This window comes from Leptolyngbya boryana PCC 6306 (assembly GCF_000353285.1).
GTDB classification, from domain to species: domain Bacteria; phylum Cyanobacteriota; class Cyanobacteriia; order Leptolyngbyales; family Leptolyngbyaceae; genus Leptolyngbya; species Leptolyngbya boryana.
The window spans coordinates 5544858-5566334 of the sequence record NZ_KB731324.1 but is presented as its reverse complement, the minus strand read 5'-3'; the positions used below and the strand labels follow the sequence as shown (position 1 = coordinate 5566334).

The window sequence follows — 21477 nt, the reverse complement described above, 5'->3', positions numbered from 1 at the left end:
CTTCCCATCTCCTCACTTCTTACCTTCTCACTCCCCTCGCTTGTGCTGTTTAAATTTGTTGAGGTGGAATTTATGGTTATCAGTCCTGAGAAAAATGTAAAGTCTTCGATCCAGAAGGCTCCAAGACAATCGATCGCTTTAATTTCAGAACATGGTGATCCGGCGGCTGAGATTGGTCGGGAAGAAGCGGGTGGTCAGAACGTCTATGTTCGCCAGGTGGGAGAGGCCCTGTCTCGCTTGGGGTGGCAGGTGGATATGTTTACTCGCAAGGCAAATCCGGATGATGCGACCATCGTGCAGCATAATCCGCATTGTCGAACCATTCGCTTGAAAGCGGGTGCAGAAGAGTTTGTGCCGCGGGATCAATTGTTTGAGTTCATGCCGGAATTTGTCGAGTCGTTTCTCAAGTACCAGGCAAAGCAGAATTATCCGTTGATTCATACGAATTATTGGATGTCGGCTTGGGTGGGGTTAGAAGTTCAAAAAACACATAATGTTGAGCTTATTCACACCTATCATTCGTTAGGTGCAGTGAAATATCAGTCGGTTCCGAATCGCCCGACGATCGCGGAAACCCGCTTAGCAGTTGAGAAACAAATTTTAGAACAGGCTCGGTGTATCGTTGCGACGAGTCCGCAAGAAGAAATGATGCTGCGATCGCTCGTGTCTGATGCAGGGCGGATTGAAGTCATTCCTTGTGGGACGGATTTGAAGCGATTTCATGTGATTCCGAAGTTGGATGCTCGCAAGGAATTGGGATTAAAGCCGACTGATGAAGTGGTGCTGTATGTCGGACGATTTGATCCGAGGAAGGGAATTGAAACCTTAGTTAGAGCGTTTGCCTTGATTCATCATAGTTCGGCTGATCCGTCGAATTTAAAGCTGGTTATTGTTGGAGGAAGCGCAGCAGATAAGCTGGATGGAGACGAACGCCAACGAATTGAACAACTCGTGGCTGACTTAGGAATTGCTGAAAATGTGATTTTTGCGGGACGTGTGGGTCACGATCGCTTGCCGCTTTATTACACGGCGGCGGATGTGTGTGCGATTCCGAGCCATTATGAGCCGTTTGGATTGGTCGCGATCGAGGCGATGGCGTGCGGGACTCCTGTCGTGGCTTCGGATGTCGGTGGGTTGAAGTTTACGGTGGTTCCGGGTGAGACGGGCTTGCTCGTTCCGCCTCAAGATACGGCGGCATTTGCGGAAGCGATCGGTCGGATTTTGGATGATGAATTGTGGGCGAGAAAATTACGCAAACGGGCTTCGGAACGGGTGCAGCAGAATTTTAGCTGGACTGGGGTTTCGGCACAGTTGAGTGATTTATATCGTCGGTCGTTGGCAGAGTCGATTATGGGAGATGGAGTGATTTTAGCTCCTCGCAAGGTCGCTTATTCCAGAGTCAATACGATTCCTGCGAAGAGTTTGACGAATTTGACGAAGGTGTCGTAGAGGTATTTAGCTCGATTAAAGTGAGCATCTGGCAATCTTCAGTTCTACCGAGTAAAACATTGAGGATGAGATCGAATTCGGCGGAATGAAGATTGTCTGATAGTTCAAATCAGGTAATAGCAACTTGGTATATAGCAACTTGGTATGTCGCGACAGTCATCAGCCCTGCTATTCCAGTCGATCGATAATTGTCGTGACAACTACAATCGAAACTCATCTGCGATCGCTTGTCGCAGAGCAGGGCTGATGACTGTTCTACCGCCAATGTGACTATCGTTGAATAGATCTGATTTCAACTCACCGAAACATTCAAGTTGAACATCGCGGTGATACATCACTGAACTTCAGTTCAATTGATAGGCTTAATTCAAAGCAAAAGCAGCGACTTGATCAGGTGGCAGAATCGCGTCTTGAACTTTGACTGGTTTCGGAATCAGCTTGAGTTGGTAGTAGGTATCTGCAACTCTCTGTTGCTCAGCAATGATATCGTTGGTTACTGCAGTGAGTCCAAACACTCTGCGCTGTGTTGCTTTCTTGACAGCTTCTGCATCTAGCTTCAGTGCATCAGTGAGCACAGTTGCAACTTCATCACGATTCTTGTCAGACCAATTTTCTAGATTCCGAACTTCCTCTAAAATTGCTTTCAAGATTTTAGGTTGCTCGGCGGCAAACTTACGTGATGCAATATAGTAGCCGCCTAACTTATTGACATCTGTCCCATCTGCGAGCACGCGAGAATTTGTTCCTACTTCAGCTGCTGCGAAAAAAGGATCCCAAATTACCCAGGCATCTGCATCTCCTTTGACGAATGCTGCGCGAGCATCTGCTGGGGTTAAGTAGATAGGCTCGATATCGCTAAATTTTAATCCTGCCTTTTCTAGTAGTTGCACAATCAAGAAATTTGCACTTGATCCTTTAGCAAACACTACTTTTTTACCTTTGAGATCGGCAACACTCTGAATTGGTGAATCTTTAAGGACAAGTACACCATTACCTTTTGGATTCGGAGCAATCGCGGCTGCGTAAGTTAATGCGGCTCCTGCGGCTTGAGCAAAAATAGGGGGTGATTCTCCGACTGGACCAATATCGATCGCTCCTGCATTGAGCGCTTCAAGCATTGGCGGGCCTGCAGGGAATTCTGTCCATTCCACCTTCACACCCTCTGAAGCTAAGCGCTTATCAATATCGCCTTTTGTTTTGAGCAAGATCGTTGCCTTCTGAATTCCAAAGCGCACCACATTACTTGCAGGTGCGTTTGTCGCAACTGGAGAAGCGTTTGGACTATTCGAGACGGTCGGTGTTGTGGGAGAGCAAGCTGCGATCGCAATACTCAAACCAAACCCCAGTAAAGCAAAGCGCAGCCAAACCGGGATAGCTAACGTGCTATCCCTAAGACTAAAGGATCGACCCACAACAGATCGTAAAACAATGAAAATTCGATTGAGCATAGCTGGTTACAATGCAAAAACTAACGGTAAACTTTGGTGTGGTCAGACTGTTGTTTGACAAATGATGAAAATCCGTCAAGTTAAATCTACGTAAAATTGGTAGAGATACTGTAGATTTAACTTGACCGATAATGTCACATCCGCTTTGCAAAATCAAGATCTCTGTTGAGCGATTGCAGCCAATTGAATCGAGCTTTCAGCCATATTTTGTATCGATCTGACTTGACATTTTTGGTCAATCTGCCTGTGTGCAGTATGACGAGAATCTAGAATTTCTTTACGACTTATTCTTGACTAAGTCGGTAGATATAACGGAGAATTGCTCAGTTAGTTCGTCTAACAATTCGCTCAACTCGATGCAAAGCGAAGTACAAGACTCTGGAGACTTTTAAGCAATGACAACAACGACAAGTCTAAAAGTTCAACCGATCGCTGGACGGATTGGGGCTGAAATCGGCGAAATTGATTTGCGTGACGCTCTTACGAATGAAACGATTGGTGAGATTCGCAAAGCACTCGTACACTATAAAGTCATTTTCTTTCGCAACCAGAACTTAGATGCTGATGGACAGGTTGCATTTGCGCGTCGGTTTGGTGAGGTCACAACGGCTCATCCCACAGTGCCATCGCTTGAAGGACAGCCAGAAGTTTTAGATTTGGACTACGATCGCACGGTGGCTCGCGCAAATCATTGGCATACTGATGTGACGTTTGTCGATCGCCCACCGCTCGGCTCAGTTCTCAGAGCAGTAACCATTCCTCCAGTTGGTGGTGATACTGTTTGGGCAAATTCGGTCACTGCTTATCAAGATCTGCCTGAATCTCTTAGAAATCTAGCCGATCAACTTTGGGCGGTTCATAGTAATGCTTATGACTATGCGGCTCCTGCTCTAGATTTATCGGAAGAATTTAGAGCTTACCGGGAAGTGTTTACTTCAACGGTCTACGAAACAGTTCACCCGGTTGTCAGAGTGCATCCTGAGTCAGGAGAGCGGGGACTTTTTATTGGTGGATTTGTGCGGCGTTTGCAAGGGCTATCTCAAACAGAGTCCAATGATCTGATTCGATTGCTACAGTCTTATGTCACTCGCTTAGAGAATACAGTCCGCTGGCGCTGGCAAGCAGGAGATGTCGCATTTTGGGACAACCGAGCGACTCAGCACTATGCGATCGCAGACTATGGCAATCAGTCTCGCCGGATGCAGCGAGTTACTATCTCAGGAGATCTTCCGCTCAGTGTTGATGGTAAGCATAGTCAAGCCCTGAAGGGAGATTCATCTTCTTATACACCGCAAGAACCTGTCATAGCTTAATGTCAATTTGTCCCAAAGATGGGAATCGATCGTTGAATGAGGTTGAGTCACAAGCATTCACCCGCCCCAAAATGGAATTCGGGACGAAAAGATAACGTGAGCGCAGTAAAACATCCGCTTAGGATTGCTTCGCTCATCGAATTATTTTGGATGTAAAAAGACGAGAAGTACTGTCATCAAGAATAGAAACCGCATAATAATTTTCGCCTAAAAAGCTAAGGCGTTTCGGCGAAAATATGAGTGGTTTTTGATTTTTAATGACTTTCCTACTTTTGGGCTTTATAATTCAACAAATTAAGTACAGTTGTAAAAATAGAAGCAAACTTCAACAGGTAGTTTGCTTCTATTTTCTTGCGTTATTGAGTAAATTGTTTTTAGCAATGCTTCTATCAATTTTAATAAGCGAAACTCAATTATTAATAATTTGAATTGATGAACTAATCGAAAAATCTAGAGGATTCTGAGAGCAAATCTTTAAGTTTTGAAAAGTACTTTTTTGGGGTAAAACGCCGAATTGGCGAGCAGTTTGCTGAATTAATCTTGTGATTTGTATACGTAATAACTTAATTGCTTTTTATCATTAATGATTGAAGAGGGATTTAATCAGTTCTAAAAATACTCCTCTTTTTTATGATGTTTAACTGACTTATTTGCTCAATATTTTTTAACAAAAATAGGCATAACACTGTTGTAAAAACTAATTTGTAGGGGATAAATGCAGTTTGAAATTCTTCCGAACTGTTCTCGTTATTTCTAATAGAAGAATTAGAAGTAACAGGCTAATTTCCACTTGATGTTTTTCAGGATTTTAGGAAATATAGTATTCCCTTCTATGACTTGAGTTTTAGACTCAAACTTTCGTCAACGTTACAATTAGGAGAAGGCAATAATGGTACAAGATGCGTTTACAAAAGTGATTTCTCAGGCAGATGCTCGCGGTGACTATCTGAATCCGGGTCAGCTCGATGCTTTGCTTGGTTTGGTGCGGGATGGCAATAAGCGCATTGATGTCGTTAACCGAATTTCCGGTAGCGCATCTGCGATCGTTGCAAATGCTGCTCGCAGTCTGTTTGAAGAACAACCTCAACTGATTGCTCCAGGTGGAAATGCTTACACGAACCGTCGGGCTGCTGCTTGCTTGCGCGACTTGGAAATCATCTTGCGCTATGTCACTTATTCAATTTTCACGGGTGATGTCAGCATTTTGGAAGACCGAGCATTGAACGGCTTGCGAGAAACTTATTTGGCTTTAGGCGTTCCGGGTGCATCGGTTGCGGCTGGAATTCAAAAGCTGAAAGAAGCATCGCTGGCGATCGCAGGTGATCCCAATGGTGTTACGCAAGGAGATTGCAGCAGTCTTCTAGCGGAAGTTGCCACATACTTCGATCGAGCAGCGGCAGCAGTTGGCTAATCAATTGCACATCTCTCTGTTTTATCTATTCATGTACACATTTAGGAGAATCTTGATCAATGTCCAAAACTCCACTAACTGAAGCGGTGAGCGCTGCTGATTCCCAAGGACGCTTTTTGAGCAGCACTGAATTTCAAGTTGCTTTTGGTCGGTTCCGCCAAGCCGCAAGCTCATTGGAAGCAGCGAAACAACTGTCGAGCAAAGCTCCGAGTTTAGCTGAAGCTGCTGCAAACGCGGTTTACCAAAAGTTCCCCTACACCACACAGTTGCAAGGTCCAAACTATGCTTCTGATGCACGCGGCAAGTCGAAGTGCGTCCGTGACATTGGCTACTACTTGCGGATTATCAGCTATGCTTTGGTTGCTGGAGGGACGGGTCCTATCGATGATTATCTGATTGGGGGTTTGTCTGAAATCAACCGTACATTCGAGCTTTCTCCAAGCTGGTACATCGAAGCTCTCAAACACATCAAATCCAATCACGGTTTGACAGGTGATCCTGCTGTGGAATTGAACTCCTACATTGATTATGTTGTCAATGCTCTGAGTTAGCAGTCTATCTCCGATACAAGTTAAAAGCGTCTAGCCCTTCATGTAGCTTAGTTGAGTTAGCTACATGAAGGTTTTCTTTTTAAGATGAGAAATGAATGTTCTGCAGCAATTTACAGAATGCTGGCTTTCAAGAGACAGATTTGCCTCAAGCTTTTGTGAACATCACGCTTCACGCAATTAGAAAGCTTAAACTCTATTTCAACCTATTGCCTATAGTGAGTGATGCTCTGATTGCGGCTTAGAAAGATTTACCTCAATGCAAAATTATTTATTTAGAATATCTAACAGTTTGTTTTTCGTATAGTAAGATAACGGAAGATCGATCCCTGAAACTTATTCTAGGTATCAATCTTGTTGGTTTTATCAGTGGAAGCAAATTGTTAGGTTATGGCAAATTTGTATCAGCGATTCAGCAAGCAAGTGCGGTTCAAACTTCACCTGCCTGCATTTCGATCTCGTAACTTTCGACTTTATTTTTTAGGGCAAACTTTTTCTCTATCGGGAACCTTTATGACTCAAGTCGCGGTTCCTTGGTTGATTTATGATTTGACTCATTCGCCTTGGTTACTGGGTCTAGCAGGCTTTCTAGGATTTCTACCTACACTCATTCTCTTGCCTTTAGCAGGCGTATTGTCTGATCGCTGGAGTCGGCATTATATCCTAACGATCGTGCAACTCCTGGGTATGGTTGTTTCGGGTACTTTGACTGCGCTTGTCTTTACTGGGATGGCGAACTTCCAGTCTCTGCTGTTGCTGAGTGTTTTATTGGGGATGGTGAAAGGGTTAGATATGCCAATTCGTCATGCTTTTGTCAGCGAGATGGTCACAGAGCGTGAGGATCTGGCAAACGCGATCGCGCTCAATTCGATTATGCTCAGTAGTTCTCGATTGTTTGGACCTGCACTCGGTGGTATCTTGCTTGCAACGGTTGGAGCAGGCTTTTGCTTTCTATTTGATACGCTGAGCTATCTTGCAGCAATCTGGGCGCTAGCATCAATGCGGTTGAATCGCCCAGCCATCTCAAAATCGAAGGTCAGTGCTTGGAAATCGTTGAAAGAAGGATTTAACTATGTTCAGAATTTTCTGCCTGTTCGTATGATTATTTTGCTTTTGGCAATTCAAGGCGTATTTGGTATTTCTTATACGGCTTTATTGCCTGTGTTTGCAGCAGATATTCTTCGAGGCGGAGCGAGTTCGCTCGGATTTCTGAGTGCATCAGGAGCCGTGGGATCGGTGCTGGCTTGTGTTTATCTTAGTCAGCGTCGAGGCATTGCTGGATTAGAGCGAACGATTGGATTGTGTCCTGCGGTTATTGGGATCGGGTTGATTGCCTTCTCAGTATCACGATCATTTTTACTTTCTCTTGCGATTTTAGTATTTGTAGGGGCTGCGGGAACACTGCAAGTTGCATGTAGTAATACTGTGGTTCAATCGATCGTGGAGGAGAGTAAACGCGGCAGAGTGATGAGCATTTATGCCATGTCTCTGGTAGGAATGATGCCGTTTAGTAATTTGATAGGAGGAACGCTTGCTCACTATCTAGGAGCACCTCAAGCCTTGATGGTCTGCGCGATCGTTTGTTTTCTCGGATCGACTTGGTATGGCCAAAAGTTGCCTGATCTGACGCGCTCAATTCAAATGGTGACTGCATCGCGTCAGAGTGTCAACCTTTAGCAACTCACTTTAGAAACTAAAGTTTGTGCGAACTGTTCCCACCAAAATCGAATCATTATTACGATTTTGCTCAGGATTAGTAATTAGAAAAACACCAGGAGTAATGCTGACGTTGTTGTTCACTTTGAACGTGTAGAACGCTTCTAGATGTAGTGAAGTATCTGAGTCAACGCGGCGAGCGGCTGTGGGTGTAGGGCGGAAGTTGTTACTTGTTGCTTTAGGCGGAATCCCAACAATGATTCCGCCGAGATTTCCTTTCTTGAATAGATCGGGAAATGCAACTGATATCGCTCCGTTCAGGATGGTTGCTTCGTTTTCTGCTCCTTTAACTTGGAAAGCGCGAGTATAGCCAAACCATCCTCCAATTTGGAGCGTAGGGCTTGTTTTCCAGAGAAATTGCAGCCCGAAATTATCGGAAACAGTTGCATTTTGCTGGAATGGGTTTCTCGCAAAAGCGCTTCCTGTTCCTCCTGTTAGGTTGAACCCAGTGTTGGACCCAAAGTACTTGCGTCCATAGCTAAACGCAATATCAAAGTTGCGACTCGGCGTAAAAGTGAGTTGGCTATAAAGCAGATTATTGCCGCTAAAAATTCCTCGTCCTGCATTAGGATTTGGAGCTTGAGTATCATCGGTTAAGTAGCCTAAGCCGAATCTAAGCTGCGGACTAAACTGATGGGACACCCCAACACCTGCACCGTCAAAACCAGGTCGATAGATGGTTGGATTGTGAGTTGCGAATCGAGAAATAGCACCATTTGCACCTCCGATCAATGGATTGAGATTCGGTGCAAATACAACAGGCTGAAGCTGACGAGTTCCAACCCAAACCGTGGTCTGATTTCCGAGCGGAAATCGGTAGTGAAGAGAGTCGAGATATAAGGAACTCTCTGGAAAACTGCTTCTGTCGATCGTTAAACGAGTTTCAGCTGTTCCCGTTGACGTTTGTAGATTGGGAACGTTATTGGCAGCAAGACGAGTAAAGAGCAAATCTTTACCCGTGAAGCTCGTCAAGAGAGACAGCCTCACCCGATATGCAAAGAAAGCTTGAGTGTCATCTTGAGTATCGTTTGCAGCAGTATTGTTTGCGCGATTTCCAAAGGTATCAGCCGCAATGAAGATTGCATCCCCTTGCAGTTTCGTTGTGGTCGAAAATTGTTGTTTCTCTAGTGTCGTAGTTCGTGCTTCTAGCTTATCGACCCGCCCCCGCAAGGTTGCTAATTCTGTCGCAAACTGTTCTTGTAATTTTTGTAGGGTTGCTAAATCTTCTTTCTTAACTAAATCTGCTGTCGCTGCTGCAATCAGTTCATTGACCCGATCGAGGCAAGCATTCAGTCCGGCTGCAAACTCATAGCGAGTCAGTGCACGATTGCCGCGATAAGTGCGATTGGGATATCCGGCAATGCACCCATAGCGTTCGACCAAAGACTGTAGTGCTTGAAAAGCCCAATCGGTTGGTCGAACATCCGAAAGCTGAGAAACCGAGGTGACTTGATTCGACAGTCGATTGATGGGCTGCACAGTTGAGTCAAGAGATTGCTCGATTTGAGAAACGTTTGGAGTAGGGAGATTTGAGCGAGTCTGCTCAAGCGGTAACGGAGTGACCTCTGAAGCCGCTGCTTTTGTTGCATGACTGGTTGATGCCAGCAAAATACCAGTACTTAGAAACAGTGACCAAGAGAATCGAGAATTCCATGAAATTTTCAACATTCAATAACCTCACATCCAAATTTGCAAACATCGCTAAGGACAAGGGCAAGTACGATTCAAAGCAAGAATGATTTGAACTCACTGCTGAAATTCGACAGCAAGAGATCCGCTTTGTGGTAGGACAGTACTTTGGTCAAAGGCGCACTTCAAGCGGCGTAGAAGCACCCCTTCAATTGATGCGATCGACAAGAGTAATGCGATTAACCGAGTCTTAAAACTACTGTAAATTTATAGGTATTAAGTAGTTTTATTCGTTCAGAGTATCGTTTCACAAGCTTTTCTATAAATCAAGCTAAATTGAATACATTTTCCCGGAGAGACTCGTTTCAAGCTCGAACAACCGTAACTATTCTGGAGATAAATTGTGACAGCGATCGCAATTATTCATAAAGGAAAGGTTGATTTATTCATGGAAATAGGCTCATAATACTACTTAATCTCTATCGATTCACCGTAGTACAAGAGCAAGGAAAAATTCTTAAACCTCTTATCCTAGACGGAGTGTGTGGACTAGTCGCCAATTAGCTTCATGTGCATCCCGTGATTCGGAGATTAGAATTCTTGTTTCATGAAAAATCCCTCTTGCTTTGCGACATCTTTGGGGGATGTTCCAGAACGAGAGGGAACCGTTGATTGAGTTTTGCTTGAAGGGACTTCAAGAGTGATGTGACGATCGCGCACTATCTTATGAGTGTGACCGAACTGCTATCGACAGTTCGGTGATCTCAGCGATAGTCGCGCGATTTTATCTCCTCTCTTGAAGAATCGAAAGCTAGTCGCTGATCCGAGGTTCAGCCAGGTTGAGTTCGATAGCTCGAATGTATGCTGGGTTGTTCAGTGCATCAGAGGAAACCTGATTCGCTTGAACTCCAGCTTTGACGATATCGTGAGCCGTGATGCGTCCTGTTGCAAGTTCCCAAGAGAGTTGGCTACCGCTAGGAATGCCCTCAAGGTAGCCGCTGCGGGCGAGATTGGACAGGTTAAAGGCATTTGCGCCTGCGACATTGCTAGGAATATTGGGAGTTACGATCGCAACTGATTTTTCAGATGCACCTACTTTTGTAATTGGAGCCAACGCAAAACAGAGCGACAGCACAGTTATGCCGCCAGCAAATTTTTTGTATCTCATGGAAAAGTCTCCTAACTAATAGATGGACTAGTCGCCAACTCGAACTATCGTTACATTTCTATTCTTCACTAGATCTCTAGAGAAGAAATGTTTTTGGCGCGATGTCTTGCGGCGAATCGGGTCTTGAGTATTAGTTGTGTGCATTTATCTGTGAGCTTTGATATTGAGATAAATGTTGTCTCAATATCAGACTTTCCAAGGGCTTCAGCTTCTTTGAGGTCGATATCAGACTGATATGAAAGCTGTAAATTCATCGAGAGAAAGTAATGCCGAAAAGTAAATCTACTAATAATTCTTATAGTTGATTGTGCTGCTACGAACAGCTTTTAACTATCCCGCTTTACTGTAGTTTCTTTACTATTTAGGTTTACTTTTAACTATCCCGCTTTACTGTAGTTTCTTTGTGATTCAGGAGTTTTTTATGGTGCTTACTCCTTCAATAATGCTGACTTTAGGAGCATTGGCAGCCGATTTTCAACTTCCCGATGTTGTGACGGGTCAGACGATTACTCTTGCTGATTTTGCTGACCAGAAAGCTTTGCTTGTTTTATTTATTAGTCGTCACTGCCCGTATGTACAACATATTAAATACGAGCTTGCCCAATTGGGACAAGACACGCGCGATCGAGATCTTGGAATTGTCGCGATTAGTTCCAATGATGCGATGACTCATCCTGACGATGCACCCGATTCCTTGAAGGAGGTTGCTGAGGAACTCAACTTATCTTTTCCGCTTTTGTTCGATGAAAGTCAGCAGACAGCGAAAGACTATTTTGCAGCTTGCACTCCCGACATTTTTCTATTTGATCAAGGTCGTCGCTTAGTTTACCGTGGGCAATTAGATGATAGTCGTCCGAGAAATGATATTCCGGTAACGGGCAAAGATTTAAGAGCCGCGATCGCAGCAGTGCTCTCTGACCGGCCTGTTGCTTATGACCAGAAGCCGAGCATCGGATGCAACATCAAATGGAAGCCAGGAAATGAGCCAGTTTATTTCAAAGTGGCGGTCAGCACTCCTGTTTCTTAGGTGCTCTGAAGATTGATGGACGAATGGCGAGTGAACTCAGTTAACCTCTCTCTGTAAAGTAAGGATCAACGCGAAACTATGGCAATTGAATTGAACTTGGCTGGAAAATCTGCGATCGTCACTGGAGGAAGTGCAGGAATTGGGTTGGCGATCGCAAAAGCTCTCTATCATGAAGGCGTGAATGTGGCGATCGTGGCTCGTGATGCTCAGCGGCTCGAAAGCGCTATCTCAGAGATTCTTGAACTCCCAGAGCAAGGCAATCGAGTGATTTCAATTTGCGCAGATTTGACCCAAGCAGAAAGTATTGAGAAAGTTGTTTCTCAAGCGATCGCAGAATTTGGGCAAATTGACATTTTGATCAACAATGCGGGATCAGCACGAGCGGGATCATTGCTCGATCTTGAAGATGAGGCATTTATTGATGCCTGGAACTTAAAATTGCTCGGTTATATTCGCCTAGTCAAAGCAGTCATTCCTGATTTCATTAGTCGTCGTGATGGACGCATCGTGAATATTATTGGTGGTGCTGGCAGAACGCCTCGTGCTAATTTCCTTCCGGGTGGAACGACAAACGCTGCGTTACTCAACTTTACGAGAGGCATTGCGAAAGAACTCGCTGCATATAACGTGAGAATCAATGCAATCTCACCGGGATTTACTGCAACTGAACGAGCCGATCGATTAGCAGCACAAACTGCTAGCGATCGCGGTATCACGGTCGAAGAAGCTAAAGCAGAGACGATTAAAGCGATCCCCCTCAGAAGGATTGTGCAGCCTGAAGAGATTGCTGCATTAGCGCTGTTTCTAGTTTCCGATCGCGCTGCTTCAATTACAGGCAGCGAAATTTTGGTGGATGGCGGTCAAACGCCTGGGGTCTAGAACGAAATGGTTTCAACTCCTTACGTTGGTAACCCAATTCTTAGTCTTTTATTCGATTTATGCAAGGACTCTATGACTCAAACTCAATGGACAGCGGTTGATGACTATATTACGGATCTCCTAGTACCGCCTGATCCGGCACTGGAAGCAGTTCTGCAATCGACGATCGATGCTGATCTCCCCAAAATCAATGTTGCACCTAATCAAGGAAAATTTCTGCACATCCTAGCTCAAATTCAAGGCGCACGCAGAATTCTAGAACTAGGGACATTAGCGGGCTACAGCACGATTTGGCTAGCGCGATCGCTGCCTGCGGATGGCAAACTGATTACCTTAGAAGCCAATGCTAAACATGCTGAAGTGGCTCAGGAAAACATCGATCGGGCTGGACTCACAAGTGTCGTTGAAATTCGGGTTGGAGAAGCTCTCAAAACTTTACCCAAGCTCGCGACTGAAGGGCAAGCTCCCTTTGATCTAGTATTTATCGATGCGGACAAAGCTAATATTCCACAGTATTTCCAGTGGGCGCTGAAACTGACTCAGCCCGGTAGTGTGATCATTGTCGATAATGTTGTCCGCAATGGTGCGGTTATTGATGCCAATAGCACCGACGAGAATATCCAGGGTGTTCGCCAGTTTAATACGCTCTTAGCAGCAGAACCACGAGTCAAGGCAACCACGATTCAGACGGTGGGAAGTAAGGGCTATGACGGACTCGCGATCGCACGCGTGATTTCGGACTAAAAAGGAGCGCTATACCTTACAGTATTTTCCCGACCGGAGTTACTATTTACGATCCGGAGAGAGCTTGGAATGGGTATGTCCTTTTCGGTTCACCCGATGGTAGGAGCCATTTAATTGATAATAATGGGAATGAAGTGCGCACTTGGTCGTATCTAGGATTTCCCAGTGAAATCCTGAATCCAAATGTGATTGATGGCAAAAGGGGACACATTCTAGTGCAACTCTCTAGCACCGAACCAGGACCCTGGAGCAGTATTTTTAATAACAAAACCATTGGTGAACTCGACTGGGAAGGCAACATCGTCTGGCAATGGGGAGAACAAGCACCTGGTGGCGCAGCTCGACAGCATCACGACTGGACACGACTTCCCAACGGGAATACTCTGATTTTGAGTTCCGTAGAGCAGCCGATTTCAGGAATCAGTACGGAACCCATTACCGATCAGGCAATTTTTGAGATTACGCCTGCTGGAGAGATCGTCTGGAAATGGACATTGGGCGAACATCTTCACGAGTTGGGGATCGCACCAGAAGGGTTTGCCTATCTGCAAAAGTTTGTTGTGCAGAACAAAGCCCGTACTGGCGGATTTGCGACGTTCAATAACATGGATGTACTCGGAAACAATCACTGGTTTGCAGCGGGAGACGATCGCTTCCATCCAGACAACATCATTGTGGATGCGCGTGAAGGGAATTTCATTGCGATTATCGAAAAAGCAACGGGCAAGATTGTTTGGCAATTGGGACCCAATTTCCCCGATCGCTACGATGTCCCCCACGGACGCATTCAAAATCCCACGATTCCTCGTCCAGTGGATCAAATTAGTGGACAACACGATGCTCACCTGATTCCAGAAGGGCTGCCGGGTGCAGGAAACTTACTTGTGTTTGATAATCAGGGGAGTGCTGGATTTCCACCTGCCGCGCTTGGGATGTTTTCTGGGTCGCGAGTGCTAGAGATTAATCCCATTACCAAAGAAATTATGTGGCAATACACCGGGGAAAATTCTGGTCGCCCCGTTTGGTCGTTCCATAGTTCTTTTATTAGCAGTGCGAGAAGATTGCCTAATGGCAACACGCTGATTGATGAAGGAATGTATGGACGCATCTTTCAAGTGACACCGGATGGAGAGATTGTTTGGGAGTATGTGAGTCCGCATTTTGGGCAACTTGTCCTGCCGACTGGTAAAATCCTCTCATCCAACTGGGTCTATCGGGCACAATCTGTTCCCTACGATTGGGTTCCGGGGGGGGACTGCTCGATCGCAGCACCCGATCGCAGCTGTCGATCTAACTACATTTCGGATTCCCGTTGCTTCTCAAGGCAGTTGACCTTCTTATGATTAAGAGAGGGTACCTATCTTAAATCTAGCAGATTCGAGATGGTGTAAAGCTTGTTTGACGATCGTAATCTTATCGAATCGGGCATTAGTTTAGAATTCCATCTCGATCGTAATGCTCGATTCGATAAAAACACTCATTGCACTCATTACTTTGGAGATATCAGGTGTCGAGTTCGGGGCTTTCTGTCGTCGATCCCGCGCTTCTTGTCGTCTAAGTGCTGAAATGCTTATAGCATCTGAATTTTGAACGAAAGAGTTTTTCATAGGCAGTCCCGCGCTTTGTGTTGTTTAATTCTCAATTAAGAGGATGTCTTGTTGCTAAAACGCCTATTTCAAAGGCGTTTTCAGATTTCTGCGACAAAAAGCGAGAGATTTTTATGGGAAAGATTTTGTCAGGAATTGCGGGATTCTTCCTAGAAGATGCTGTATGGGTTAGTAATTCAGGTGGTGTAAGCTTTTTGACTCCTTTTTGTGCCCGACATTAATTGCAGGATCGACGACAAAAAGCGACGGACGCGACAAGATTCAACAGCACCATCAACAGCACCAAATCGATCCAGACAAACACAACTATGTTCACAGAGGGAAAACTAAAATCGATGAGGTCGTGAGGATTGAAAACGATTAAGAGTTAGGAGATGGCAAGGGAGATTTCTAAGCAATTACTTCTCCCTTCACAAAATCAAGAAAAAGCCAAAGTTGGCACACGCGACAAAAAGCGTGGAATGCGAAAAAATGATCATACTACATGGCTCAAAGTTGAGTTCAGCAGCCACTACAGCCATTCAACTACACGACACGAAGCGCGGAAGCAACGACAAAAAGCGCGGAACGCGACAAGAAATGAATCTTCGTCTGCAAGACTCTACCTTGTAAAGCATCATGCAACTTCTACTCCTCGATCAATCAGATGTCCCATTCGATTATGACCCCAGTTTTCTTTCGGTTGAAGAAGCCGATTGGTTGTATGACCAAAGCTTGCATCTTGATTGGCAACAACATCAGATTAGAATCTTCGGTAAAACGCTGCCTGTGCCTCGATTAGAAACAATCTACGGGGAGTCAGGGTGTGACTATCTGTACAGTGGCTCAGTTCTACTCCAACCCTTGCCCTGGACTGATTGTTTGCGTTGGCTCAATCATAAAATCGAAACTAAAACTCACTATCGTTTCCACATTGCGGTCGGCAATCGCTATCGCTCTGGATCTGACTCAATTAGTTGGCACTCTGATGATGAAGCCAGCATGGGAAAAGATCCTGCGATCTCCTCAGTCAGCCTCGGTGCGACCCGCAAATTTAGCCTCAAACGCAAGCAGGACGGCTCGATTCAGTATTTTGATTTGCAGCATGGGTCGCTGCTCTTGATGCGCCCCGGCTGCCAATCGACTCACTTGCATCAAGTGCCAAAAGGGAAATAGTTACAGCAATTCTCTTTAGTCACCCCCCAAAAACAAAACTAGTTTCCAACCGCTAGGCACCCTTTCAAAGGCAGCGCGGTAGCCAATTGGTGAATAAGTAAATTTCTTCTCAATATAGCCTAGCTGCCCATTAGGATGAATAATGCGTATCCATCCAGAATTAAATGGCGCTCCTTTTTGTACCTCACGATCAAGTTTCACAATTTCTTTTGACAGAAATCCAATGACTAACTCATTTGTATTTGCTTGAGCGTGAACTGGTACTTTATCCTGCACCACAACTAAATAATTAAAAGAATCTAATTCTCTATTCCAATCAACAAAAATATTAGGACAAACCCAAGATTCACCTTTATTTTTGCTACGACAACCTAGAGCAAAAGTTTTGTCCATCTCTTGCCAGATCGGAGCTTTTGGGTCATCTATATTTAAATCATTCCATGTCTGTGGGGGTCCAAGCGTGAGCTTGATGTCTTGTGCAGAAATTGAGCGAATGAAATTAGCATCTCGTAGCCTAATTGCTTGTCGCAGTTGTTGACGGAACTGATAAAAGTCATGGTAGGATTCTGCATCATCAACAAAGTTAAATGGACGCTGAGGATAAGTAGATCCTCGTTGCGCTGGAGTGGGCGATGAAAAAGATGGAGGTGATTCGTCTCTGGCTACGTTCTCAAACCGTGATGCGGCGTATAGTCCTGTCCCTAAGCTAAAGGGAACAGCAATTCCAAAAATTAGTAAACCTGCTCTTCTTCTGAACATAACTATCTCTACCTTGAATCAAATGAAGCAGTAGCTTATGAAATCAGTAACATTGACGGGTGCTAACAACAAGCGCTACCAACCCGACCGATTATCATTGTCTCATCGAATATGACCAGAGACGAGAGTCTAAGTACAGCGAGAGTTTAAGCTGCTAGCACTTAATCAATGTCGTTCTGCGGTCCTAAATTTTGCAGTATATCATCTCGATTTTTTGTCCTCAATCAATTAGATAATCTAAATGTTAGGTTATTTTACAATTGTAATCCAAGTTACACAACATTTCAGATAGAGACGAGTAAGCTTGACAAGCAAGCTTTAGTGAACTTCGCTTGTAATTCACTCAACACGAATTGAGGACAATAAATCATGGTTGAGCATAGCCGTCTGAATAATTCTCGTTCTGCTAAGATTCGCGCCCAACTCAATTATCCGGTGATTGACACCGATGTTCATACCAATGACTTTACGCCTGCATTTGAGGATTATATTGCGAACTATGGAGGTTCGCATTTAGTAGACGAGTTACGCAAGGCAGAGAATTCACGGTTGAATTCTAGAATTGAAGGAAAAGATTGGTATCAGCAAACGCCAGAAGAGCGGCAATACTATCGCACTTTGAGAGCGCCCTGGTGGGCAAGAGTCACGCGCAACACGCTGGATCTCGCAACCTACACGCTACCAGAGTTGCTTCATGAACGTCAGGCGGAGCAAGGCTCAGACTATTCTGTGCTGTTTCCAAACAATGCGCTAGCAGCAGGAGGAGCAAAACCTGAGCATCGTCAGGCGCTGCAAAAAGCGATCAATCACTATCATGCAGATATCTATCGCAAGTACAGCGATCGCTTAACACCTGTGGCTGGAATCACGATGACCACACCTGAAGAAGCGATCGCGGATCTCGAATTTGCGGTGAACACTTTGGGCTTGAAAGTGATCAATATTCCGGGTGGTGTAAGACGACCAATTAAAGCGATCGCAGATAAATATCCGCCGGATCAGTTTCCGGAAATTGCGAAGTACGCTTCGTACACTGACTTTTTTGGCTTGGATAGCGAGTACGACTACGATCCATTCTGGGCAAAGGTTGTGGAATTGGGTGTTCCGGTGACCACGCACTATGGAAGCCAAGGTTGGACAGGGCGTTCTTCCATTAGTAACTACATGAACAATCACATTGGCCACTTTGCAGACGGATCGCAGGCGTTTGCAAAAGCATTGTTCTTTGGTGGAGTAACGCGACGTTTTCCGAAATTGCGCGTTGCGATGCTAGAAGGCGGAGCCGATTGGGGCGCTCATGTTTACATTCATCTCGTCGATCGCTACTCCAAGCGCAATATCAAAGCGCTCCAGAACTACAATCCGGCGCTGACCAACTCGAATGAACTGTACCAGTTGTTTGAGCGCTTTGGTGGTGAAATCACGAAAGGCTACAATCTCAGCCCAGAGGAACTGACTCACACCGTACTCGGAGCATCCTTCAATCGTTATAGTCGCGATCCAGTGGGTAGCGAGTTAGAAGATTTTGCTGCGGCTGGCATTGAAAGCATCGAAGACATCCGCGATCTCTGGGTGAATCCGTTCTTCTTTGGGTCTGAATCTGACGATCGTACGATCGCAGCAGCCTTCAACGATAAAGCGAATCCGTTGGGTGTGAAGATCAATGCGATCTACTCTTCGGATGTGGGTCACTGGGATGTACCCGATATCACGCTGCCGTTGGCAGAAAGTTGGGAACTCGTGGAAGAAGGCGTGATTTCTGAAGCAGACTTCAGAGCTTACGTGTTTGAGAATCCTTACAGACTCTACACGGAAGCGAATCCTGATTTCTTTAAGGGAACCGCGATCGAATCTAAGTTGAGCAATATTGAAGCTAAGTCGAACACAGAGAATTTTGTTACGGCATAGCAACGTGATGTGAATTAAATCCGGTGGAATTCGTTGGTTTTCCACTGGATTTAAAGCGATCAAGGTCAAATTGGATGAAAACTTGAAACAAAAATTAGATGACATTACGGCTGAATACCGTCGAGGGGATGCTGTGCGGTAAATGGTGAAATCAATTCTGTTTGATTTGGATGATACTTTGCTCGATCGCAATGCATCGGTTCAGCAGTTCATTGCAGCCCAGTACGATCGACTCTCTCGCTCTTTCAATCACGTCTCTAAAGCGGATTATGTCAGTCGATTTATTGAGCTAGACTGTCATGGTCGAGTTTGGAAAGATCAGGTTTATCAAGCCCTGGTTGTAGAATTTGGCATTGAGACGATTCGTTGGCAAGCTTTGCTTGAGGATTACGAAACTCAGTTTCAGTGGCATTGTATTCCGTTTCCTTTTCTCACCGAAACGTTGTACCAGTTGAAACTACAAGGGTACTTGTTAGGGATTGTGACCAATGGGTTAGGGCATGTTCAGAATCGTTCGATCGATGGATTGGAAATTCGAGATTACTTTGATACCATCCTCATCTCAGAAGTTGAACAAGTCAGAAAACCGGAGCCTGAGATTTTTTCGCGAGCTTTAGCTCGATTAGGAGCCACTGCCCAAAACAGTGTTTTTGTTGGGGATCATCCAAAAGCAGATATTGAGGGGGCAAAAGGGGTTGGGATGAAAACGATTTGGAAACAAGATTTCTATTGGTTAGAAAAGCCAATCGCCGATGCCACCATTGACAATCTGAATGAGATTCCTGCCATTCTGCAACAGTTTGACAACAACTAGGGAGAGTCTGCATTGAACCGCCGCGTTGCCTTTTCTCGCTTTGCAAGTCGCCGTTCTTTCCTCAAACATTCTCGTTCTGCTCAACCATTCCAAAGGGCTACGGAAGCGCCCCCTTTACCAACCACCGCGTTTCGATTCATTTGCTATTTTGTGAATCAGTTTCGCTGGTGGTATGTGGCAATGGTGGTTCTGGAGATTATCCATTCCACTTGCGGCATTATGTTGCCCTATGCGATCGGGGAAATTATTCGTAGTGTGACGCGATCGACGGGAGATAGTCGTCTGATCTTTGAGACGGTGAGACAACCGTTGATGCTATTTGCCGCGTTGAGTGTGGGAGAAGTGGTGTTCGGACGGTCTGCCGGATTGTTGCAAACCATTCTCCATCCAATTCATCGTCAACATATTGTTCGATCTCTCTATGCCTATTTGCAACAGCATTCTCATCGGTATCTCAGTAGTAGTTTTTCTGGAGCGTTGGCGCATCGGATTAGTGAAGCTTCCTTAGGCGTAACGCAGACGATGCAAATGGCAATCACAGAATTTTTGCCGGTGATTGTGGGATATGTTGTTGCTGTCGTGTTGCTCTATCGTGCCTATCCGCCTCTCGCGGCATTTGTTGGAGTGTGGGCAGTTGCGTTTATTGGTATTTCCTTCTGGCTTGCGACTCGTTGCCGAATCTATGCTCGTGGTGCTGCTGCGGCTCGAAGTGAAACAACCGGGATGATTGTCGATGCGGTAACAAATCTGGTTAGCACTAAGCTTTTTGCGCGTCTGGGGTTTGAACGCCGTTATTTGAATGAGCAATTACGGCGTGAACTAATCGAAGTCAGAAAGTCTAATTGGTATTCTGAACGAATTCGCTGGTTTCAGTTTATTTCTGCTGCGATTTTGAAAATTGGGACGCTTTACTATTCGCTCTTGCTCTGGAGTCAGGGCAAGATTGCGGCGGCTGATTTTGTGGTGGCAACGAGTTTGTCACTGTTGATTATTAGTGAAGCTCGAAATTTGAGCAAGCGATTTCTGGAATTTTTTGAGCATATTGGCAATGTGATCAATGGTGTTTCCACGATCGTTCAACCGCACGAGATTGTCGATCGAGACACTGCGATCGCGCCCACCATTGTGCAAGGTCAGATTGAGTTTCGGCAGGTGCAGTTTAGCTATTCGCCAGAAAAGCCTGTGTTTGACAATCTCTCGATTACGATTCAACCGGGAGAACGGGTTGGACTGGTGGGCTTTTCTGGGTCTGGAAAATCGACTTTTGTGAATCTGATTTTGCGGTTGTTTGATCCGCAATCGGGACAAGTTTTGATTGATGGTGTGGATATTCGGGATATGACTCAGGATGCTCTGCACGCGCAGATTAGCCTGATTCCTCAAGATCCTTCGTTGTTTCACCGCACGTTGCGGGAGAACATTCGCTATGGGCGTTTGGATGCAACGGAAGCAGAGGTGATCGAGGCAACGCGGAAAGCTCATGCCCATGATTTTATTGTGCCGATGCCAGAGGGATATGATTCTTTGGTGGGAGAACGGGGCGTTAAGTTATCGGGGGGACAGCGGCAGCGAATTGCTATAGCCCGAGTGATTCTTAAAGATGCACCAATCCTGATTTTGGATGAGGCGACTTCGAGTTTGGATTCGATTACTGAGAAAGCAATCCAGGAGACGCTGGATTTAGCAATGGATAATAAAACGGTGATTGTGGTGGCGCATCGGCTGTCTACGATCGCGCATCTCGATCGAATTTTGGTGTTTGATCAAGGTCGCATCATTGAAGATGGAACGCATGATGCTTTGCTGAATCGGAAGGGCGCTTACTATAAGTTATGGAGAATGCAAGCGGGTGGATTTTTACCGATCGAGGCAACGCAGAATGGACAGGTACGAGGATGAGTG

The 21477-nt window shown here is 45.3% G+C and carries 18 protein-coding genes; 13 read left to right on the top strand and 5 right to left on the bottom strand.

The window, feature by feature from the left end; translation table 11 throughout:
* Window positions 1-72: 72 nt before the first annotated feature.
* A complete protein-coding gene (locus LEPBO_RS0127770; RefSeq protein ID WP_017290863.1) occupies window positions 73-1449 on the top strand; it encodes a glycosyltransferase family 4 protein in 1377 nt (458 codons plus the stop codon).
* 200 nt (window positions 1450-1649) lie between these two features.
* On the opposite strand, the gene LEPBO_RS44625 is transcribed toward LEPBO_RS0127770, so the two are convergent.
* Entirely contained in the window at window positions 1650-1784 is a 135-nt protein-coding gene (locus LEPBO_RS44625; protein ID WP_017290862.1) for a hypothetical protein, read from the bottom strand.
* 27 nt (window positions 1785-1811) lie between these two features.
* On the bottom strand, window positions 1812-2897 hold the full coding sequence (locus tag LEPBO_RS0127760) for an aliphatic sulfonate ABC transporter substrate-binding protein (RefSeq protein WP_017290861.1): 1086 nt from the start codon (window positions 2895-2897) through the stop codon (window positions 1812-1814).
* A gap of 395 nt (window positions 2898-3292) precedes the next feature.
* On the opposite strand from LEPBO_RS0127760, the gene LEPBO_RS0127755 reads away from it, so the two are divergent.
* The 4 genes from LEPBO_RS0127755 to LEPBO_RS0127735 all read left to right on the top strand — a co-directional run bounded on the left by LEPBO_RS0127755 (window position 3293) and on the right by LEPBO_RS0127735 (window position 7846).
* Window positions 3293-4210, top strand: a complete 918-nt coding sequence (locus LEPBO_RS0127755) for a TauD/TfdA dioxygenase family protein (RefSeq protein WP_017290860.1) — start codon at window positions 3293-3295, stop codon at window positions 4208-4210.
* 889 nt (window positions 4211-5099) lie between these two features.
* Complete coding sequence (locus LEPBO_RS0127750) at window positions 5100-5621, top strand: phycocyanin subunit beta (RefSeq protein ID WP_017290859.1); 522 nt, start codon at window positions 5100-5102, stop codon at window positions 5619-5621.
* A 59-nt stretch (window positions 5622-5680) separates the two neighbouring features.
* Window positions 5681-6172, top strand: a complete 492-nt coding sequence (gene cpcA, locus LEPBO_RS0127745; RefSeq protein ID WP_017290858.1) for a phycocyanin subunit alpha — start codon at window positions 5681-5683, stop codon at window positions 6170-6172.
* A gap of 387 nt (window positions 6173-6559) precedes the next feature.
* Window positions 6560-7846: an MFS transporter gene (locus LEPBO_RS0127735; RefSeq protein ID WP_017290856.1), complete on the top strand. Its 1287-nt coding sequence runs from the start codon at window positions 6560-6562 to the stop codon at window positions 7844-7846.
* A 9-nt stretch (window positions 7847-7855) separates the two neighbouring features.
* On the opposite strand, the gene LEPBO_RS0127730 is transcribed toward LEPBO_RS0127735, so the two are convergent.
* Together LEPBO_RS0127730 and LEPBO_RS40415 are read right to left on the bottom strand one after the other, a co-directional pair.
* A complete protein-coding gene (locus LEPBO_RS0127730; RefSeq protein ID WP_017290855.1) occupies window positions 7856-9553 on the bottom strand; it encodes an iron uptake porin in 1698 nt (565 codons plus the stop codon).
* 772 nt (window positions 9554-10325) lie between these two features.
* Window positions 10326-10682, bottom strand: a complete 357-nt coding sequence (locus LEPBO_RS40415) for a hypothetical protein (RefSeq protein WP_017290854.1) — start codon at window positions 10680-10682, stop codon at window positions 10326-10328.
* 421 nt (window positions 10683-11103) lie between these two features.
* Here LEPBO_RS40415 and LEPBO_RS0127720 point away from each other — a divergent pair, with 421 nt between their 5' ends.
* From LEPBO_RS0127720 to LEPBO_RS0127695, 5 genes are all read left to right on the top strand, one after another.
* Window positions 11104-11709 (top strand): thioredoxin family protein, encoded by a 606-nt coding sequence (locus tag LEPBO_RS0127720; protein ID WP_026148970.1) that lies wholly within the window; start codon window positions 11104-11106, stop codon window positions 11707-11709.
* A 78-nt stretch (window positions 11710-11787) separates the two neighbouring features.
* Window positions 11788-12588, top strand: coding sequence for an SDR family oxidoreductase (locus tag LEPBO_RS0127715; protein WP_017290851.1), 801 nt, complete (start codon window positions 11788-11790; stop codon window positions 12586-12588).
* Between the two features lie 72 nt (window positions 12589-12660).
* Complete coding sequence (locus LEPBO_RS0127710) at window positions 12661-13332, top strand: O-methyltransferase (protein ID WP_017290850.1); 672 nt, start codon at window positions 12661-12663, stop codon at window positions 13330-13332.
* 215 nt (window positions 13333-13547) lie between these two features.
* Window positions 13548-14675 (top strand): aryl-sulfate sulfotransferase, encoded by a 1128-nt coding sequence (locus LEPBO_RS0127705; RefSeq protein WP_190806247.1) that lies wholly within the window; start codon window positions 13548-13550, stop codon window positions 14673-14675.
* An 882-nt stretch (window positions 14676-15557) separates the two neighbouring features.
* The gene (locus LEPBO_RS0127695; RefSeq protein WP_017290847.1) at window positions 15558-16094 is read left to right on the top strand and encodes an alpha-ketoglutarate-dependent dioxygenase AlkB family protein; all 537 of its coding nucleotides are present in this window, start codon (window positions 15558-15560) and stop codon (window positions 16092-16094) included.
* A 15-nt stretch (window positions 16095-16109) separates the two neighbouring features.
* Here LEPBO_RS0127695 and LEPBO_RS0127690 read toward each other — a convergent pair whose 3' ends face one another.
* Entirely contained in the window at window positions 16110-16853 is a 744-nt protein-coding gene (locus LEPBO_RS0127690) for an SH3 domain-containing protein (RefSeq protein ID WP_017290846.1), read from the bottom strand.
* A gap of 369 nt (window positions 16854-17222) precedes the next feature.
* On the opposite strand from LEPBO_RS0127690, the gene LEPBO_RS0127685 reads away from it, so the two are divergent.
* From LEPBO_RS0127685 to LEPBO_RS0127675, 3 genes are all read left to right on the top strand, one after another.
* Complete coding sequence (locus LEPBO_RS0127685) at window positions 17223-18761, top strand: amidohydrolase family protein (protein WP_017290845.1); 1539 nt, start codon at window positions 17223-17225, stop codon at window positions 18759-18761.
* Between the two features lie 142 nt (window positions 18762-18903).
* Window positions 18904-19575: an HAD family hydrolase gene (locus LEPBO_RS0127680; RefSeq protein ID WP_017290844.1), complete on the top strand. Its 672-nt coding sequence runs from the start codon at window positions 18904-18906 to the stop codon at window positions 19573-19575.
* Between the two features lie 12 nt (window positions 19576-19587).
* Window positions 19588-21474, top strand: coding sequence for an ABC transporter ATP-binding protein (locus LEPBO_RS0127675; RefSeq protein WP_051077826.1), 1887 nt, complete (start codon window positions 19588-19590; stop codon window positions 21472-21474).
* Window positions 21475-21477: the final 3 nt, after the last annotated feature.

Coding starts and splice junctions, on each gene's coding strand:
- LEPBO_RS0127770 (WP_017290863.1), top strand. CDS start 73: ATGGTTATCAGTCCTGAGAAAAATGTAAAGTCTTCGATCCAGAAGGCT.
- LEPBO_RS44625 (WP_017290862.1), bottom strand. CDS start 1,784: ATGTATCACCGCGATGTTCAACTTGAATGTTTCGGTGAGTTGAAATCA.
- LEPBO_RS0127760 (WP_017290861.1), bottom strand. CDS start 2,897: ATGCTCAATCGAATTTTCATTGTTTTACGATCTGTTGTGGGTCGATCC.
- LEPBO_RS0127755 (WP_017290860.1), top strand. CDS start 3,293: ATGACAACAACGACAAGTCTAAAAGTTCAACCGATCGCTGGACGGATT.
- LEPBO_RS0127750 (WP_017290859.1), top strand. CDS start 5,100: ATGGTACAAGATGCGTTTACAAAAGTGATTTCTCAGGCAGATGCTCGC.
- cpcA (WP_017290858.1), top strand. CDS start 5,681: ATGTCCAAAACTCCACTAACTGAAGCGGTGAGCGCTGCTGATTCCCAA.
- LEPBO_RS0127735 (WP_017290856.1), top strand. CDS start 6,560: ATGGCAAATTTGTATCAGCGATTCAGCAAGCAAGTGCGGTTCAAACTT.
- LEPBO_RS0127730 (WP_017290855.1), bottom strand. CDS start 9,553: ATGTTGAAAATTTCATGGAATTCTCGATTCTCTTGGTCACTGTTTCTA.
- LEPBO_RS40415 (WP_017290854.1), bottom strand. CDS start 10,682: ATGAGATACAAAAAATTTGCTGGCGGCATAACTGTGCTGTCGCTCTGT.
- LEPBO_RS0127720 (WP_026148970.1), top strand. CDS start 11,104: ATGGTGCTTACTCCTTCAATAATGCTGACTTTAGGAGCATTGGCAGCC.
- LEPBO_RS0127715 (WP_017290851.1), top strand. CDS start 11,788: ATGGCAATTGAATTGAACTTGGCTGGAAAATCTGCGATCGTCACTGGA.
- LEPBO_RS0127710 (WP_017290850.1), top strand. CDS start 12,661: ATGACTCAAACTCAATGGACAGCGGTTGATGACTATATTACGGATCTC.
- LEPBO_RS0127695 (WP_017290847.1), top strand. CDS start 15,558: ATGCAACTTCTACTCCTCGATCAATCAGATGTCCCATTCGATTATGAC.
- LEPBO_RS0127690 (WP_017290846.1), bottom strand. CDS start 16,853: ATGTTCAGAAGAAGAGCAGGTTTACTAATTTTTGGAATTGCTGTTCCC.
- LEPBO_RS0127685 (WP_017290845.1), top strand. CDS start 17,223: ATGGTTGAGCATAGCCGTCTGAATAATTCTCGTTCTGCTAAGATTCGC.
- LEPBO_RS0127680 (WP_017290844.1), top strand. CDS start 18,904: ATGGTGAAATCAATTCTGTTTGATTTGGATGATACTTTGCTCGATCGC.